13 protein-coding genes and 2 pseudogenes are annotated in these 18,538 nt (G+C 39.6%); 6 read left to right on the forward strand and 9 right to left on the reverse strand.

The window, feature by feature from the left end; all coding sequences use genetic code 11:
* The first annotated feature begins 279 nt into the window (after positions 1-279).
* Positions 280-3,035, forward strand: a pseudogene (locus tag HBH39_RS05565) (prolyl oligopeptidase family serine peptidase).
* Between the two features lie 112 nt (positions 3,036-3,147).
* Here the strand turns inward: HBH39_RS05565 and HBH39_RS05570 are convergent.
* The 7 genes from HBH39_RS05570 to HBH39_RS05600 all read right to left on the reverse strand — a co-directional run bounded on the left by HBH39_RS05570 (position 3,148) and on the right by HBH39_RS05600 (position 9,870).
* Positions 3,148-3,576, reverse strand: a complete 429-nt coding sequence (locus tag HBH39_RS05570) for a DUF3192 domain-containing protein (protein WP_167676373.1) — start codon at positions 3,574-3,576, stop codon at positions 3,148-3,150.
* 58 nt (positions 3,577-3,634) lie between these two features.
* Positions 3,635-4,405: a flap endonuclease Xni gene (xni, locus tag HBH39_RS05575; protein ID WP_167676375.1), complete on the reverse strand. Its 771-nt coding sequence runs from the start codon at positions 4,403-4,405 to the stop codon at positions 3,635-3,637.
* On the reverse strand, positions 4,406-5,761 hold the full coding sequence (gene ppnN / locus HBH39_RS05580; protein ID WP_167676377.1) for a nucleotide 5'-monophosphate nucleosidase PpnN: 1,356 nt from the start codon (positions 5,759-5,761) through the stop codon (positions 4,406-4,408). It lies immediately after the preceding gene.
* Between the two features lie 48 nt (positions 5,762-5,809).
* On the reverse strand, positions 5,810-7,366 hold the full coding sequence (locus HBH39_RS05585) for a GGDEF domain-containing protein (protein WP_167676388.1): 1,557 nt from the start codon (positions 7,364-7,366) through the stop codon (positions 5,810-5,812).
* Positions 7,367-7,715: 349 nt separating this feature from the next.
* Positions 7,716-8,414 (reverse strand): hypothetical protein, encoded by a 699-nt coding sequence (locus HBH39_RS05590; protein ID WP_167676390.1) that lies wholly within the window; start codon positions 8,412-8,414, stop codon positions 7,716-7,718.
* A gap of 17 nt (positions 8,415-8,431) precedes the next feature.
* Positions 8,432-9,517, reverse strand: coding sequence for a tetratricopeptide repeat protein (locus tag HBH39_RS05595; RefSeq protein WP_167676392.1), 1,086 nt, complete (start codon positions 9,515-9,517; stop codon positions 8,432-8,434).
* 17 nt (positions 9,518-9,534) lie between these two features.
* Entirely contained in the window at positions 9,535-9,870 is a 336-nt protein-coding gene (locus tag HBH39_RS05600) for a hypothetical protein (protein WP_167676394.1), read from the reverse strand.
* 186 nt (positions 9,871-10,056) lie between these two features.
* On the opposite strand from HBH39_RS05600, the pseudogene HBH39_RS05605 reads away from it, so the two are divergent.
* Positions 10,057-11,882: pseudogene (locus tag HBH39_RS05605) on the forward strand (M61 family metallopeptidase).
* Positions 11,883-11,987: 105 nt separating this feature from the next.
* On the opposite strand, the gene rdgC reads toward HBH39_RS05605, so the two are convergent.
* Positions 11,988-12,899, reverse strand: a complete 912-nt coding sequence (gene rdgC, locus HBH39_RS05610; RefSeq protein WP_167676396.1) for a recombination-associated protein RdgC — start codon at positions 12,897-12,899, stop codon at positions 11,988-11,990.
* A 305-nt stretch (positions 12,900-13,204) separates the two neighbouring features.
* Here rdgC and HBH39_RS05615 point away from each other — a divergent pair, with 305 nt between their 5' ends.
* From HBH39_RS05615 to HBH39_RS05630, 4 genes are all read left to right on the forward strand, one after another.
* The gene (locus HBH39_RS05615) at positions 13,205-14,143 is read left to right on the forward strand and encodes a porin (RefSeq protein WP_167676398.1); all 939 of its coding nucleotides are present in this window, start codon (positions 13,205-13,207) and stop codon (positions 14,141-14,143) included.
* A 196-nt stretch (positions 14,144-14,339) separates the two neighbouring features.
* A complete protein-coding gene (gene phoB, locus HBH39_RS05620) occupies positions 14,340-15,029 on the forward strand; it encodes a phosphate regulon transcriptional regulator PhoB (protein ID WP_167676400.1) in 690 nt (229 codons plus the stop codon).
* A gap of 105 nt (positions 15,030-15,134) precedes the next feature.
* Positions 15,135-16,430 carry a phosphate regulon sensor histidine kinase PhoR gene (gene phoR, locus HBH39_RS05625; RefSeq protein WP_167676402.1) on the forward strand — a complete coding sequence of 432 codons (1,296 nt, stop codon included), beginning with the start codon at positions 15,135-15,137 and terminating at the stop codon, positions 16,428-16,430.
* Between the two features lie 200 nt (positions 16,431-16,630).
* Positions 16,631-17,602: a PstS family phosphate ABC transporter substrate-binding protein gene (locus tag HBH39_RS05630; RefSeq protein WP_167676404.1), complete on the forward strand. Its 972-nt coding sequence runs from the start codon at positions 16,631-16,633 to the stop codon at positions 17,600-17,602.
* A gap of 92 nt (positions 17,603-17,694) precedes the next feature.
* On the opposite strand, the gene HBH39_RS05635 is transcribed toward HBH39_RS05630, so the two are convergent.
* Positions 17,695-18,474 carry a class I SAM-dependent methyltransferase gene (locus tag HBH39_RS05635; protein WP_167676406.1) on the reverse strand — a complete coding sequence of 260 codons (780 nt, stop codon included), beginning with the start codon at positions 18,472-18,474 and terminating at the stop codon, positions 17,695-17,697.
* Positions 18,475-18,538: the final 64 nt, after the last annotated feature.

Genomic DNA, 18,538 nt, shown 5'->3' on the forward strand with positions numbered 1-18,538 from the left:
TTATTTACAGAAAATAGTGACTTAGTTCACATTAAATCCGGATATTTTACTGTGATTTACTCTAAAATAGCCGCCCTAAAATGAAGTCTACAAATTTGTGCGACTTAACTTGCTTGATTAATCGGACTTCAATTATTCCGGCCGATGAAGAATGGTTATTTGACTCGCTTTTATGGTTGCAGGCTAGACGACCATAGTCGAATATTTAGCAATCTTGACACAATCGATAATTATAATAAGAGGAAGACTGTGAGATTATCAGACCTAAAACCTTATCTAATGATAGCGATGTTATCGTTATCGAGTTCAATACTTTCAACTGTATCGATATCAGCTCAAGCTAAGTCGCTTGAGCTGACAGATATTATGCATTTCGACACTTTGCAAAAGCCTGTATTGGCCGATAATGGCGCCGTTATGGCTGTTGAAGCGCAGCCTGATCGTGGCAATAGTCATGTTATTGTTAAACACACTGATGGCAGTAATAGCTGGCAAATTGATTTAGGTTCTCAGCCTATGGTGAACCGTGATGGTCAATTTGTGATAGCAACCCTTGCGCCAAGTTTGTTAGATAAAGAAACCAAAAAGAAGTCAGAATTAACATCCGCCCTTGTATTGTTAAATACAAAAAACGGCAAGCAACAGCGCTTTGAAAACGTAAAATCAGCAAGTTTTAATGATAGTGGTGACTATCTGGCCATTTGGTTCGATGAAGATAAAAAGCAAAAGATGAACCAAGCGAGCAAGATGATCCTCAGCAAATTGAAAAATCAGATAAAGGCACAAAGTTATCGCTGATTCGTTTGAGTAATCAAAAAACACTGTCGTTTGACGGTGTGACTCAATATACATTTGATGAATCAGGCATTCATTTTGTGGCGGCAATCAATCAACACAAGGCCAAGCAACATCAAGTCAAAATAGTTAATTTAACTCATCAAACGCAGCGAAATATATTTGAATCTACCGTGCAACAAATTGGTGAGCTAGCCCTTAGTAATAACGGTCGTTATGTGGCTTTTACCACTGGTAGCCTTTCTCAAAAACGCGATGCACGTGAATATCAATTACATACCATTGACGTGGTTTCTGGTAAGACGCGTCAACCTCGCAGTGAGGATTGGACACTTAATCAATATTCTTCGTTAGTGTTTTCTCGTGATAGTGAGCGCTTATTTGTGGGACGAGTTCCACAGGTTATCGCACCGCAAACATTGGTAGAATACAGCGATGACAGCTCGCTATTTGATATTAACATCATTACTGGCAATAAGAATTTACGTGTTTGGCATGGTGATGATCCAAAGATAAAACCTCAACAAGTTAAGCAATATCAAGATGAGTTAAAACGAACTTATTTAGCGGTGTATCATCTTCAGGCTGATCAAATTATTCAACTAGCAGATAAAACCGTGCCCACGGTTAATTATGGTGAACAGCAGCGCTATTTAGTGGCAACATCTGATGTGCCTTATCAGAAAATGAGTACTTGGGCAGGATTTTTTCACGATGTGTATTTAGTCGATGTGAATACCGGGCGTAAGCAACTCATTTTAGCGCAGCAGCCAAGTGATGCCATCCCGACTTTGTCTCCCAATGGCCGATTTTTGCGTTATTTTCAGCAAGGGAATGTGCATCTTTATGATATTGCACAAGCTAGAAGTTATAACTTAACAGCCAAGCTTCCTGTAACATTTGCTGATGAAGACCATGATTATCCAAGTCATGCCCCTGGTTACGGATTTGGCCCATGGTTGGCAGATGGCTCTGGTTTTATTGCTTATGACAAATTTGATGCTTGGCAATTTAATACCAGTTCACATACTGGCTTTATGCTTACCGATGGCGAAGGGCGTAAGCAAAGTGTGCAATTTCGGGTAACAGGGCAGGTGGAAGACAAACAGCCTAGTACCGTGATTGATGCGCAAAATTTACTATTACATGGCTACAATGAACGCAGCAAAGCTGATGGCTTTTATCGAATAAAAGTCGGTGTGGCGGGTGTTAAATCAATTAGTGGTGATAATAAGAGCAAATTATCGTTAGTGGCTAGAGCAAAACTGTCGGAAAAAATACTATTTACTAAGCAGCGCTATGATTTATATCCTGATATTTATAGTGGAGCATTGTTCAGTACAGATGAGGCAATCCAATTAACTCAGCTTGATAAGCAGCGCCAAGCCTTTGATTGGGGGACCGCTGAGCTGGTGCAATGGACTGGACCTGATGGTAAATTAGTGGATGGTGTGCTCATTAAGCCTAGTAATTATCAACAAGGGCAGCAATACCCTGTTATGGTTTATTACTATCGTTTTATGAGTCAACGATTGCATCACTTTCCAGATATGAAAATCAACCATAGGCCTAATTTTGCTTGGTACGCTAATAATGGCTATGCGATTTTTTTACCTGATATTCGATTTGAAATTGGTTATCCGGGAATTTCAGCCGTTAAGGTATTAACCTCAGGGGTGCAAAAACTGATTGAAATGGGCATTGCCGATCCTAAAAAAATAGGCTTGCATGGACATTCATGGAGTGGTTATCAAACCGCTTATGCGGTTACTCAAACCAACTTGTTTGCCGCTGCGGTTGCTGGTGCGCCGGTGACCAATATGACCAGTGCTTATAGTGGGATTCGTCATGGCAGTGGTTTAGCGCGTCAATTTCAATATGAAACTGGCCAAAGCCGGATAGGTGAGAGGTTGTATAAGGCTCCACAAAAATATATTGAGAATTCGCCAATATTTTATGTTGAACGTATTCAAACACCTATGATGATTATGTTTGGTGATATTGATGATGCAGTGCCATGGGAGCAAGGCATTGAAATGTATTTAGCAATGCGCAGAGCAGGAAAAGATGTCGTGTTTTTACAATACGAAGGTGAACCGCACCATCTTAAGAAGTATCCCAACAAATTAGATTACACGATTAAAATGCGCCAATATTTTGATCATTATTTATTAGGCAAACCTGCGCCTTTATGGTTAGAGAAAGGCGAAGATTACCAAGAGTTTTCAAAGCCGTCATAAGTAAGCTGTGATCCGCTTAAGTTCAACTTTTATCTCAGGTTGAGCTAAGTTATTAACATAAAAAATGCAGGCATAAATGCCTGCTTTTTTTATGACTGATCATGAGCCGATATTAGTGACTTTGGGTATCATCAGTGCTTATGCCTTGCATATCAGTGGGTAGAATCACTAAATCAAGATATTGCTGGTGGGTTTCAATGCCCCAAGCAATTAAAATGTTATTTCTAAAAAGTAGTGGTGTGCATTCATCTTTAGTGGTTTTCCCATCAGAGGTGACATGATGAGTACGATAAAACATAATTTGATACTGACCATCAACCCCCGTTTTAGCTTCAACAAAATCTGCCCGACCAAACACTTTACGGATATCATCAAGGCTTTGGCCAAAATTTAATTCGCTGATTTTTTGGTGGTTATAGGCTTGGCGTTCTTCCCAAGCTCTGTCTTCTGGAAGTGGTTCATAAACAAACATGACGACAGCGACAAAAAAAAGGTAGGCGATAAATATTCCGCCAATGATGTAAGTGGCTTTTGAGTTCATTTACTATCCAGTATTAAGTAAGTACAATGATTTTTAAAGTTAGTCTACTGTATTCAAACTAATTGGACACAACGACATTGTAACGAAATTGTTTCAAATTAATATTTAAAGGTATATCGCATTGCAGTTGAGCCAATTTATAACTTATCCGAGCTATTTCTTTTCCCTCGGCAAGCTTGCTGGCTTGTTTGGGGCCGAGGTTTTCTAACGAACGATAGATGTTGGCTAGGCTGCGAAATTTATTGAGTAAATCTGCTGCTGATTTAGGGCCTATTCCCGCTATTCCGGGAATTTTATTGCCACTGTCTCCTGCAAGCGCAATAAAGTCTAAAAATTGACTGTGAATAACGCCTAATTTGCGTTCATGTTCTAATAAATCAAAGGGTTGCTGATTAAAATGATCCCAAATTATCAGCTTGTGTTGCGGCAGTTGACTAAAGCCTTTATCGGTTGAGGCAATGATGGCTTCGCCCTGATTTTGGGTGATTTTTAATGCTAGCGTGGCAATGACATCATCAGCTTCAGACTCAGCATTTAACGATTGAATATGCTCTGCTTCTAATGCCTTTTTGATACCCTCTAAGCCTTTTTGTAGGGCTTCAGGCATAGGCTTGCGGCCTTTTTTGTAATCAGGGTATAGCTTTTTTCGCCACGACTCTTGCTCACCATCCCACACAATAACCACATGGGTCGGCAGATGGTGAGCCAACATTTTATGGCATGCCGCAAGTGTGCGAACTTTCACACTGTCAATATCGTTTTCATCTGGTAGTACCGCATGAATGCGGCGAACCAGATTTAATCCATCAATAATGAGTAATCTATTCATTTATCTTATAATTTTATAGCAAGGTACGTAGGCACTTCCGGGTAGTTTCATCCGTTGCTGAGAGACAAAAGCATTCAGCAATTTGTCTAACATGTCCATCAATTGCGGGTCACCATGAATTTGAAAAGGGCCTTTCTTTTCAATTAACTTAATGGTGTCAGCTTTAACATTCCCCGCCACTATGCCCGAAAATGCCTTACGTAAATTGGCGGCAAGTTCCGCTTTGTTGTTTTGAAAATACAAGTTTAAATTTGCCATAACTTCATGGGTGGGATCAAAAGGTAATTGAAATTCAGGCTCAATTTTTAATGACCATTGATATTGGTAGGCATCACCTTTTTGTTTTCGGTAAGCTTTCACCTGTGCCATGCCTTGCTTCATTATTTGTCCCACTTTTATGGGATTATTAATAATGATCTGATATTTACTTTGCGCTTCCTCTCCTAATGTTGCACCGATAAAACGATCAATTTCTTCAAAGTATTCGGCGCTTTCTTCTGGGCCGGTGAGGATTAATGGGAAGGGCGTTTGTGCATTTTCTTTGTTCAATAAGATACCAAGAAAATACAATAGTTCCTCTGCGGTGCCTGCGCCGCCGGGGAAAATGATAATGCCGTGACCGAGGCGAACAAAGGCTTCAAGGCGTTTTTCAATATCCGGCAAAATCACTAATTCATTCACAATTTGATTGGGTGGCTCTGCGGCAATAATACTTGGTTCGGTTAAGCCGATATAACGAGCAGTGGTGACGCGTTGCTTAGCATGGCCAATGGCTGCGCCTTTCATGGGACCCTCCATTGCTCCGGGGCCACAACCCGTGCAGATATCGAGTGCTCTCAAGCCTAATTGATAGCCCACTTCTCGGGTATATTGATATTCAGTAGGGTTGATGCTGTGGCCGCCCCAACAAACAACCACATTGGGGTCTTTCATGGGGGAAATTGCCCGAGCATTTCGCAAAATATCAAAGACCACATTGGTAATGTGGTTGGCATTAGTGAAGTTGATGTGTTTTAAATTATCGTATTTATTGGTGATATAAATGATGTCACGGAGCACTGCAAATAAGTGCTCTTGAATTCCCACAATAATGTGGCCGTCAACAAAGGCTTGTTCAGGTGGGTTATGTAATTCCAGCTTGATGCCACGTTCGCGTTGCAATACTTTAATGTCAAAGTTTGCAAATTTTTTGAATAACGCTTCGGCATCATCACTGATAAGACCGGAAGAAAGCACCGCCAGAGAGCAACTGCGGTAAAGCTGATAAAGGTCGCTGCTGGCGCCTTGTTTGAGACGGTCGACTTCAAGCTGGGACAGTTGGTCTAAACTGCCTCGTGGACTAATTTGTACAATCATAAGCAACTCCTCGGACTTAAATGGCAAAGATTTAAGCCCAATGTCTGCTTAGATATCAATTACCACTCTGTCTCGGCCATTATTTTTTGCTTTATAGAGTGCGGCATCGGCTCTTTCGAACGCTTCTTCGATGGTTTCATTTTCCATCACTTGGGCTGCACCTATTGATAATGTAACTGTAATCTTCTGATTTTTAAACTTAAATGGAATATTTTTAATTTTCTCTCTTACGCGGTTAAGTAATATAGAAATATTTTCTTCAGTAATATCTGGCAATAGTAAAACAAACTCCTCGCCACCATAACGAGCCACAAACTCACTTTCACGTAGTGAGTTCTTCAGTGCCATTGCAATCACTTGCAAGGTTTTATCGCCAGTACTGTGACCAAAGTTATCGTTAACCATTTTAAAATGATCAATATCGGTGACCGCTATCCACAGTGGTGTCTTAAAACGGATGTGATTGCGATACTCTTGATCCATTCTGTCTTCTAATGCAGTGCGATTAGCTAACTGGGTTAATGGGTCAAGCAAGTTTAGTTTTTGGTGCTCGAATAATTTCTCTTTAAAGCTGTTGGCTTCTTGAGTGATACTGTTTAGCTCTTTACGCATTGCATTGATTGAATTACGTAATATCGCTTGTTCACGTTGTTCGAGCGCCTCTTTACGAGATAAGGCATCACGTAAAGATGATAATTGTACGGTTAACTGTGTTTTTAGGTCTGCAATGTCTTCAATATCTGTGATTAATCCGCCTGCGTTATCAACCCTTAAGTTAATTTCATTATTCAACTGTTGTTTTAGTTGTGCACTGCGTTCATTACTATTGTGCGAGTTGTTGACGACATCACGGACCACGGTTAAAGCATCATTTAATGCGTATAGGAAATCTTGAGATGCCGATTTTTCGCGAGCAATGTTGTCTAATAACAGGCTAATGATGGTTTGGTAAGATTCCAACAGGGTACTTAAGGTGATATCACCTAGCAACACTTCTTTCATAACCAATACTTGATCGCGTTGATCTTTACGAAATTCAATTTCTGATATTTTGACGGCTAATTCGCGAGCCAATTGAATATGCTGAGGCAAAATATCAATATCATCAGGATTGTTGAATTGCAGTTGGAGAATGTCTTCATAGAAACCAATTAATTTCTCAACTTTAGGGATATATTCCCAAACAGTATGAAAGGGTTTTGATAATTCCTGCTTGAAATAATTGACTTCTTTTTTAACTTTATCTGGTGCAGAGTTAACTCTTTGGATCTGTCTTATGACTTTTGATAGTCCGGTACGGCTCTCTTCAAGCTTGGCCATTGTTTGGTTATATTGGCCTTTTAAGAGCCTTTCAATATCAACCAACTCGGGTAAAGCTTCGTCGATTTGATCGAAATCGTGAAGGTTGTGACGTAATTTGGCTAATTTATTATCAAGCTCAAGGTTTTGACCTTTACAGGCCAAACTTAACTGGCCAATAAATTGAATTAAGGTTTTAAGTTTATCATTTCGGTCTTTGTTGAATTCTTCTAATGCGGTACGTGCAGAATGCAGTTTTTGCTTCATTAGCGCGATTTGCGATACTGCGATATCAGAGTCTTTCATATAATGCCTTGTTACTCAAAAAAACGATCAATGTTGATCAATTAACTTAACCAACTTATATCGGCCGAAGTGACTTTTTATCTAGAGCTAAAAAAGAAGATGGTTTTGTAAGTCTAAAAATACTTACTGCATCAAGTTTAGCAATATTATAACAAAGCGTTAGTTAGGCATATCGAAAATATGCCTATTCTAAGATTGCTGAGAGCATCTGCTTAATATTTGTTCATATAGTAGGAGGCAGTCAGTGTTAAGGCTTAAAATGTTAAGTAATACTAAAACAGTTTTATAAGCAATCACTTAATAAGGTGATTCGACTTTATTGGTTATTTCGGTGTTATTAAATTATGGCTTACTTTGGCCAGTCATCTTCAGTAATCAGCTGATTACTTTCTGCCTTTATTATTCCTCGTTTCATCGCTTGTGTAAGGTTTAAGTATAAAGGCGCACTAAAAATTGCCGCGGGTGCAAAATTGAGTGTTTTTAATGAGACATAGGTACTTTGTTGTTGTGTCATCGCAGTACCTAGCGCAAATTGGGTTGTTTCAAAATGCTGTTCTGGGGAAATATAAACATCATGATTCGCCAACAAGGGTAAGTGAATGTGGCCAATATAAATGTTGTGAGTTTGATGATGTGAGTGAAAGCTTGGGATAATAGGGTTGCTAAAGGTTGTTTGGCGCAGGTAATCCGTAACTGTTTGATAAATCATGCTAGCTTCGATGGTATGATTAAAACAGCAAGCGATTTGACCAGGTTTAATCACGTAAATATCTGCATCTAGAAGTTGACTTAGCTCGCTAATTTTTGTACGTAATACTTGCATTGATTCACTCATTCCCAAGTTAACATCGATATGGGTTAAAGCATCAATTTTGATTAGCGCAAAAGATTTAATGTCAACATTAGGAGTGTGTTTTAACCTTTGAATACAAGCTCGTAATCCATTTAGCTCTGTCATAGGATCTAATGAATATAGTTTTTTGTATCGACGTTGTGATTTGATAATTTTTTGCGAGCGGCTCAGGGCGATCAGTAATACCATTGTCATAATAATACAAAGCATGATCAGCAAAATGATAATAAATTGCTTTTGCTGATTATCATTAATTTTTGGCTTAACTTAGCTTGTTGTAAGCCTAATTCGAACTTTAATTTTTGCTCTGTTAGTTCAGTGTTGTTGTCACTGTTAGTCTCATGTTTCTGCTTTTCCTGAGCTTGGGTTAACGCAATGATGTTATCAATCACATCAAGGGCTAAATTTAGTTCGCCAGAATTGCGATATGCAGTTGATAAATGCTTTAGCGATTCTAACTCTTGCTCAATTAAGCCTTTTTCTCTTGCTATGGCTAATGATTGGTTGGCATGCTCAATAGCTTGTGGCCACATTTGTTGTTTGATAAGGATTTGAGCATACAAGGACTCATTTGCTACCAAATAATGTTTTACATTTTTGGCTCTAAATATCTCGTTAGCCATATTGATATAGGTCAACGCAGCGCTTGGGTTATTTAAGTTGTAGTAGGCTTCAGCAATATTATGATTTGCTAAAGCTTGCGCTAACTCATTACCTAAATCTTCATTTATTTGTTGCGCATTTAAATAATGATCAATGGCTTTATTCCACTTTTCTTGGGCGGCATAAGTCATGGCGATAACTACAAAGGCTTCCGATACATAGGGGCCCCTGCCGAGTTCTTGAAAGCTTATCGCAGCATCATGGGCATGCTTGAGCGCTTCATCCCATTGGTCGAGGTCTCGGTAGGTTCTAGCAAGGTTTAATTGTGCCATGGCTTTTAAACCGGAATAACGAGTGCGGCTACTAACTCTAAATGCTTCGGTGTAATGCTGCAGCGATTTAGCTTGTTCACTGACGCGATTATAGTAGCGTCCTAGCATTAATTCAGCACTGGCAATAAAGTAGTCATTACGCAATTGATAAGCGATTTCACGATAACGATTTAAATGGGTTAAAGCTGGAGTGGGTTGCAATATTAACCCGTGTAAGCTGCTTAAGTGTTCATGAATAGTAAATTTGAATAGCGTTGCGGCTAATGAGACATCGGTACTGACTTTGTTTAATGCATCATTATATTGGTTAATTGCATATTGATATTCTTGTGATACACGGGCTTTTATGCGGCCTTTAAGCATGATGACAACGGCTTTATCTAAAGGGTTGTGACCACTATATCTAGCTGATCGATTAAGGTTTGGGCATCATCATACTTAGTGTCAATATATAAGTTGGTCTCAAGATTTAATCTTGCCAGTAAAATCATCTGTTGAATAAGTTCTGTACTGGATAAATTGCGTTGATTAGCCAGTTGTTCAAATTCTGCTAGGTTAGTAAATGAAAAAGGCGGTTGTGCAGAACCCATTAATTGCTCGTAAAGTGTTTGCGGGTTTTCACGAAACACAATTTCTTGTTGCTCCATATCATTAGCCAATGCATATGTAGTAAACATGATAAAAATCAGCAAACATTGACTAATAAACTGCTTCATAACCCCAAAACCTTCCTTGATACACCGAAATAACTAATAAATTGTAAACTAATGTTGTTTATTGCTGAGGCCAACAGCATACATTGTTATACTTTTTGATTTAAAGCAAAATATCTTGTTTTTTAGCAGCATAAAAAATTTACTGCTCATCAAAATTTTATAAAATAATATCAGAAGGAAGCAAGCGTGAAACCCTCCGTTATTGCAATCACCACCAGTAGCGCCTTATTTTTTGCCAGTTTGAGTTATTCGGCATGGGCAGATGTAAAATATCATATTGATTTGACTCAACCACAACATCATTTAGCTAAGGTTTCGGTAACCTTTCCCAAATCTGATGCGGATAAGCTTATTATTAACTTACCTGTTTGGCGTACTGGCCGCTATGAAGTATTACCTATCGCCGATGGGATCCGCTTATTCAATGTCACTGACAGTAAGGGACAGGCCTTACCCTGGACTCGCACTGCCAGTGGTGAATGGCAAGTTGCATTAACGACACCAACCCAAGTGTCGGTGAGTTATCAAGTGTATGCTAATGAATTAGGTGATCGCTTGCGTCATATCGATAACAGCCATGCTTATTTAGATGCCAGTGGCATTTTTATGTATAGCCCAAGCTTTCGAGACGAGGCCGTTACCGTAAACATGGACGTGCCCAAAGGATGGAAAAGCCACTCAGGCATGAAGAACGGCCGTAAAGCACATTCTTTTGTTGCTGATAATTATGATGTGCTGGTCGATTCACCAATCGAAACCGGTATTAATCAATATTTTGAGTTTGAAGCTAATGATCGCAAATATGAGGTGATATTTTGGGGGGAAGGCAACTACGACACCCAACAAATTGTGACCGATTTAGAAAAAATTAGCCATCAAGCGAGTGCCATATGGGATGGTTATCCCTTTGAGCGTTATGTTTATATGATCCATGCTACTAGTGGCGCACGTGGTGCGACTGAGCATTTAAATTCTACCGTTATCCAATTGCCGCGTTTTAATTTTCGCGAGCGAAAAGACTATTTAAGATTTATTAGTACCGCGTCGCACGAGTTTATTCATACTTGGAACGTTAAAGCATATCGTCCTCAAGGTTTGGTTCCTTATGATTACCAATCTGAGAATATGACCGAATTACTGTGGGTTGCAGAAGGTTCCACCAGTTATTTTCAAAATCAGTTATTACTGCGTGCCGATGTTATTAGTGCACAAGAGTTTTTTGAAGATTTAAGTCTTCGTATTACCAATAATCAATTTAATCCTGGCCGTCAGGTGCAATCTATTGCAGAAGCCAGCCTTGGTCAGTGGAGTAGCACTTGGGGGATTATGCGGTAAACCATAGCGTGAATATATACTCGGAAGGGTATTTAACCTCGTTATCACTTGATTTTAGTTTACTGTCTGATACTGATTTAGCCCATTCTTACCGCGATGTGCATAGAAAGCTTTATCAAGATTTTAAAATCCCAATGGGATATAACGTTGAAGATATCAAATCGATATTGGCAGAATTATCAGGAAAAGATTATCAACCATGGTGGCAGCAAAATGTTGCTCAGCCTGTGAGTTTGGACTTTGATGCCATGTTACTTAAAGCGGGTTTACAGATCGGCTATGGTGAGAAAGCCAAGTCTGAGATGAGCGCCGGGCTGAAATTAACCGGTAATCATAATGATTTAACGATTGCGACAGTTTATAAAGATGGCCCTGCTTGGAAAGCGGGCGTTAATGCTGGTGATGAGGTGGTTGCGGTTAACGGTTTAAAAGTAACAGCCAGCGGTTGGGAAAAGCGTTTAGCCGATTTTAAGGCGGGTGAGTCGATTGAACTAAGCGTATTTAATAATGACAAATTGGTTATGCGAACACTCACTTTGGTCGAGCAGCCTAAAGGTGAGCAAAAAATTACGCCAGTCGATAATGTAACCGCTGAGCAAAAAGCATTTTTAAAAGCTTGGCTAGGTATAGATTGGCCATTTGATAATGATGGCAACTATATCGAAACTGATAAGTAAACCTGTAAACCTGTAAACCTGTAAACCTGTAAACCTGTAAACCTGTCAATAATTTGCCCATCAACAGATGGGCAATTTATATGTCTATAAAGGGTAATTCTTACCTTAAATGCTTTCTTCCATTGGACCAAAGGCACCATGCAAAGCTTGGATAAAGGCAACTAGCTCGCTGCCCATTAAGGCAAAGTCTGCATCTAATCGCGCTAATGGATCTTCATTACCTAAATCGTCATTACCCGCTCTGAATTCTTCAGAAAACTTCACGCGTTTTATGGAGGCATCAGATTGCATCACAAAGGCGACCGATTGAGCAAAATGCAATGCTAATTTATGCACTTGTTTGCCGGTAGCAATATGGGCTAAGACTTCATCTTCTTGTAAAACCTGTTGTTTAAAGCGCACAATGCCGCCTTCTTCTGAATCAGACTTTAATTCTGCTTCATCTTGCATTTCAAACGGTTGTGGTGCTTCGCCAGCTTGTAGCCACTCGGTTAAGGTTTGTTCTACAGGTTTAGTGTAGCTCAGCGGGATAACTGGCAGGCTACCTAATGCTTTGCGTAATAAGGCTAATAACTCTTCTGCTTTGGTTGCACTTGAGCTATCAACTAAGATCATGTCGAGCTCAGGTAAGATTAATGCATGAGTTTGACTACGACGAGAAAATGCACGAGGTAATAGCGTGGTTGTGATCTCATCTTTCATGGCATCTTTTTCTTTTTTGGTCACTTTACGGCTTTCTAGCTCTTCAATTTCAGCCACTTTTTCATCAATAGCTTCTTTGATGACTTGTCCCGGTAGAATTTTCTCTTCTTTTGTCACGCAAATAAGATGACGATTTTCAGCACTATGGACTAATGAATGGCCTTTTTTGCCTAAAGCATTAGAAAAACCAAACTTGCTGATATCTTGGCTGGTACAAGGAGAGAAAGTGAAATCAGCCAAGGCTTTTTCTAGGGTTTCTGTGTCAGTAGAAAACGGTTTATTGAAACGATAAAGGGTGAGATTTTTAAACCACATAGGAAGACACTCATTGAATAATTAAACATTTGGTCACGCAGTTTACGGCATCTGTTGTCTGGGGTAAACAGCGGTTTTTGTCTCGTTGAACACTCAATTAGTGAGGTTTAATAAAAATGTCACAAAGCAGTTAAGTGTGAAATTAGTCATAAAATTCAAAAGTTAACATGAACTCAGTTAGGGGTAAATTTTGCTTGGTAGGAGATTTGTTAATAATTGAAATATTTCTGAAACATTCTGAAGGCAAACTTCCGCTCGTTCCGAAATAACAAACTCATGACGAAATAGCATGTCCAAAGGATGAAATGATGAACTTATTTACTCAAACCCTAATTGCATCAGCAATTGCTGCTACAACTGTTTCAAGTGCTTATGCTGCTGATCCACTTCAAGTTTACGGTAAATTAAACATAACAGCTCAATCTAACGATGTTCAAGGTGAGACGGAAACGTCTATTCAAAGTAATGCTTCTCGCTTTGGTGTTAAAGGAGACTTTGATTTAGGTAATGATTTACAAGCTTTTTACACGATTGAGTATGAAGTAGATACCGGCGATGATGCAAAAGAAAATTTTAAAGCCCGTAATCAATTTGTAGGCTTAAAAGGTAACTTTGGTTCTGTATCTGTAGGTCGTAATGATACGGTCTTAAAAGTATCTCAAGGTAAAGTTGATCAATTTGGTGATCTTGCTGGTGATTTAAAAAATGTGTTTGTTGGTGATAACCGTATGGCACAAACCGCAGCTTATATGACACCTATGTTTGCTGACTTCCAATTTGGTGTGACTTATGTTGCGGATGCAGATAGCGATCAAAAAGCGAAATCTGATGGTGACAGTGGTGTGAGCGTTGCCGCTATGTACGGTGATGCAAAATTAAAAAATACTCCAGTTTATGCTGCTGTAGCTTATGACTCTAAAGTGAAAGGTTATGACACCTTGCGCGCCACTATCCAAGGCAAAGTGGTTGGTTTAGTGTTAGGTGGTATGTATCAACAACAAGAGAAGTTAGATTCTAATGTGACTGATAATGGCTATTTATTTAGCGCAGCGTATGACATTGAAGATACAACTTTAAAAGCGCAGTACCAAGATATGGAAAACAAGGGTGATTCATGGTCTGTTGGGGTTGATTACAAGCTAGCCAAGCCAACTAAAGTATTTGCTTTTTATACCAGCAATACATTTGAGTCAATCGATACTGATGATAGCTATGTTGGTATTGGTTTAGAGCACAAGTTTTAATAACACATTTGATACTAACTAAAGGAGCTGCGGCTCCTTTTTTACTTGTTCCTAAAATGATTAGTGTTTATTGGTATGCAGCACAATGATATTAGATAAAATAATACCATTGGTAATAATCATGCTTAGGTTCATAATACTGTCACAAAAGTGACCAATAATAGTCATCGTGGCAAATAACTGTATAGAAGCGAATATGACAGCAAGGATTTTAATTGTAGAAGATGAATCAGCTATCCGTGAGATGCTGACATTTGTGATGGATCAACATGGATTTACAACCGCTGCAGCAGAAGACTTTGATTCAGCTATTGAGTTATTAGCTGAACCTTACCCAGATTTGATTCTATTAGATTGGATGTTCCCTGGCGGTAGTGGTATTCAACTGGCTAAGCGTTTAAAGCAAGATGAGTTTACCCGTCAAATCCCTATTATTATGCTAACAGCCCGCGGGGAAGAGGAAGACAAAGTAAAAGGCTTAGAGGTTGGTGCTGACGATTATATAACCAAGCCTTTTTCGCCTAAAGAATTGGTCGCACGTATAAAAGCGGTACTTCGTCGTAGTGCCCCCACTCGGTTAGAAGAAACCATTAATGTACAAGGGTTGCAATTAGACCCTGTTAGTCATCGTGTTTCTATGGGTGATGAAGTATTGGATATGGGCCCAACGGAATTCAGATTACTGCACTTTTTCATGACCCACCCAGAGCGTGTCTATAGCCGTGAACAATTGCTTGATAATGTTTGGGGTACCAATGTTTACGTCGAAGATCGCACCGTAGATGTGCATATTCGTCGCTTGCGTAAAGCGGTAGAGCAAGGTGGTTATGATAAGTTGATACAAACTGTACGTGGCGCAGGGTATCGATTTTCAACCCGTATGTAATTTGCTAATCTAGCCACATATTTTATGTTTTTTGTGGCTGCATTTGCCTTATTTTAGCGTAGCATAGGGTGGTGTTATCTATGCTACATGCCAAATAGGTTGCCTATGTTGGATTCTTATTCAGGCTTTCGTCTGTTGTTTCGCCTTAGTTTGATGCTGTTATTGCTGGTGTTTGTTGGCTGGTTATTCGACAACATTACCCTTACCGTTTTAATTGGCTCACTGGTTCTTCTTTATTGGCATTACCGTCAAATTTCTCGTCTAAGTTTTTGGTTATGGAAAGATAAAAAACTGACCCCGCCACAAGGCTTAGGCAGTTGGGAAAGCATTTTTAATGGTATTTATCGTTTGCAGGGCAAAAACCGCCGACGAGTAGGGCAATTAGCAGCATTGCTAGGCCGTTTTCGACAAGGGGCCGAAGCCTTGCCTGATGCTGCTGTGGTGCTTGATGCTGAGCTCAACATTTTGTGGTGCAATAAATTGGCGCAGTTAATTTTAGGCTTTGTATGGCCCCAAGATAATGGTCAGCGTATTGATAACCTTATTCGACATCCAGATTTTTCCGCTTATTTGCTCGCAGGTAAGTTTATAGAGCCATTAGAGATCCAATCACCAGTATCGGAAAATCGACTATTAGAGCTACGTTTAATGCCTTATGGTGATGGCCAGTTATTGCTTATGGCACGTGATATAACTCGCATTCACCAATTAGAAAGTATGCGAAAAGACTTTGTCGCTAATGTCTCTCATGAACTTAAAACCCCATTAACCGTACTGCAAGGTTATCTTGAAATCATGCAATCCATGGAGGATGAGCAATCTCCCAACCAAAAGCCGCTTAAGTTAATGCAACAGCAAGCTACTCGGATGCAATCTATGGTCGAGCAGCTGTTGGCACTGTCTCGTATTGAAGCTGGTGCTAATATAGATTTGTCTAAAACGGTGAATATGAGCCATATGATCAGCCAATTGCAGCAAGAAGCCAAAGCGCTGGCAATGGATAACTATCATCTGGTTTTTGAGTGTGAACCTCATTTAAATGTGCATGGAGATGAAATGCAGTTATTAAGTGCATGTTCTAATTTGGTATCTAATGCAATCCGTTATACCTCACCGGGCGGCACTGTGACCATTCGTTGGCATCGTGTGGCAACGGGAGCTAGATTCTCAGTAACTGATACCGGTGTCGGTATACCACCGCAGCATATTAATCGATTAACAGAGCGGTTCTATCGAGTAGATAATGCCCGATCTAGTCAAACCGGTGGCAGCGGTCTTGGGTTAGCCATTGTTAAGCATGCATTAAGCCATCATCACAGTGAATTGAAGGTAAGTAGTGAAATAGGCAAAGGCAGTACATTTAGCTTTGTGATCCCAATGCATTTACTAGAACATATTTAGATGGGTAACCATTGATATTATTTACCCTAAAGGGTGAATAACCGAATGCCGTCTATGCTGACGGCATTTTTGTTCCTGTGGTTTTAGATTTTTACTGTCCCTGTCATCTAACTGTCATATCAAAGTAATAGAGTTGTCATCAATGAAGTTGATACTGACCGTGTTGAAAATATTTAGTACGCTTAATTTGGAGCAATACAATGAAACTTAAAAAACTTGTCGGCGCAATTACGTTAACAGCCGCTGGTGTGTTCTCAGCTGCATCTATGGCAGCGTTAGATGAAACTTTACCTGTATATCAAAAAACAAGCGGTGTTTCAGGTAACTTGTCTTCAGTCGGTTCAGATACGTTAGCTAACATGATGACTCTATGGGCTGAAGAGTTTAAACACATTTATCCAAATGTGAACATCCAAATTCAAGCTGCGGGTTCTTCTACTGCGCCACCAGCATTAACTGAGGGGACTGCACAGTTTGGTCCAATGAGCCGCAAAATGAAGCCAAATGAGATCGAGTCATTTGAAAAGCATTTCGGCTATCAACCGACTGCAATTCGTGTCGCTATTGATGCGTTAGCGGTATTTGTTCATAAAGATAATCCAGTAAAAGGCTTGAGCATTGAACAGATTGACAGCATTTTCTCCTCTACCAATAAATGTGGTGGACAAGAAATCAATCGTTGGGGCGAGTTAGGTTTAGACGGTAACTGGGCGGCTAAAGATGTGCAATTATATGGTCGTAACTCGGTATCAGGTACTTATGGTTACTTTAAAGAAAAAGCCTTATGTAAAGGTGACTTTAAAGCTAACGTAAATGAGCAACCAGGCTCTGCATCTGTTGTTCAATCAGTTTCACAATCATTGAATGCAATTGGATATTCAGGAATTGGTTACAAAACGGCTGGTGTTAAAGCCATCGCTATCTCTAAAAATGGCGATAAGTATGTTGAAGCAACAGAAGCTAACGCGGCTAACGGAAGTTACCCATTATCTCGTTACTTATATGTTTATATTAACAAGCATCCAAATAAAGATTTATCGCCAATGGATCGTGAATTTATTCGCTATATTTTGTCTAAGCAAGGTCAGCAAGTAGTTGAAAAAGATGGTTATGTCCCGTTACCGACTAGCGTTGTTGCCAAAGATTTAGAAAAAGCGGGTATTCGTTTGTAAATCAAACATATCAACTTAAAAAAGGCCTCTTTGTGAGGCCTTTTGCTTTTGTATTGAGAATAATTGAAAGATGCAGACGGGCGATAAAGGATCTAAATTCTTGCCGTTTTACGGGCTTTGATTGAATAGACCAAGGGGACTTGCTGCCCTTTATATCGCATTTGATAGCCATGGTCAGCGACAAACTCTAAGCCATCAAAACAATGGTATGGGCTATAAGGGTATTCAAAGAAACTTTCTATGCTTAGCCCCTCATTAACTAAGGCATTGATGACTTCGCTGATGGAGTGAGGCCAAGTTACCATTGTTGATTTTGACCCGTCACAATTTTCGGTATAAGTGCCTTCTTCTTCAATATCTGGTTCTCCAGTAGGAAAATAGGAGTAACCATTTAGTAAATCGTTAAAAGGATGAAACTCCACTAGGTGAAATTCACCACCCACTTTTAGCGCATTGGAAATTGTTTTGGCCCATGCAGATAAATCAGGTAGCCAGCAAAGTACACCATATGAAGTAAACACAATGTCGAATTGTTTCGTATTGTTAACACCAAATTGGTAAACATCGCTTTCAATAAAGTTTGCTTTTAAGCCCAGAGACTCTTTGAGTATATTGGCTTGCTCGATGGCGCTGGATGATAAGTCTACACCGACAACCTCTGCCCCTAACCTAGACCATGACAGACTATCTAAGCCAAAATGGCATTGAAGGTGTAACAGAGATTTACCGTTAACATTGCCAAGTTGCTGCAATTCGATAGGGTTAAGTGACGTTTTGCCATTTTTGAACCCATCGACATCATAGAATTTTGAAGCTAGATGAATTCGGGTTCGATTATCCCATCCTAATTTATTAATGCTCAAATAATCCATTTTAAAATCCATTGACTGATACATTGACTGATAAATAGTACGCGACATTTAAGTCTAGTTAGAC

The organism is Shewanella aestuarii (genome assembly GCF_011765625.1).
In the GTDB taxonomy this organism is placed as follows: Bacteria; Pseudomonadota; Gammaproteobacteria; order Enterobacterales; family Shewanellaceae; genus Shewanella; species Shewanella aestuarii_A.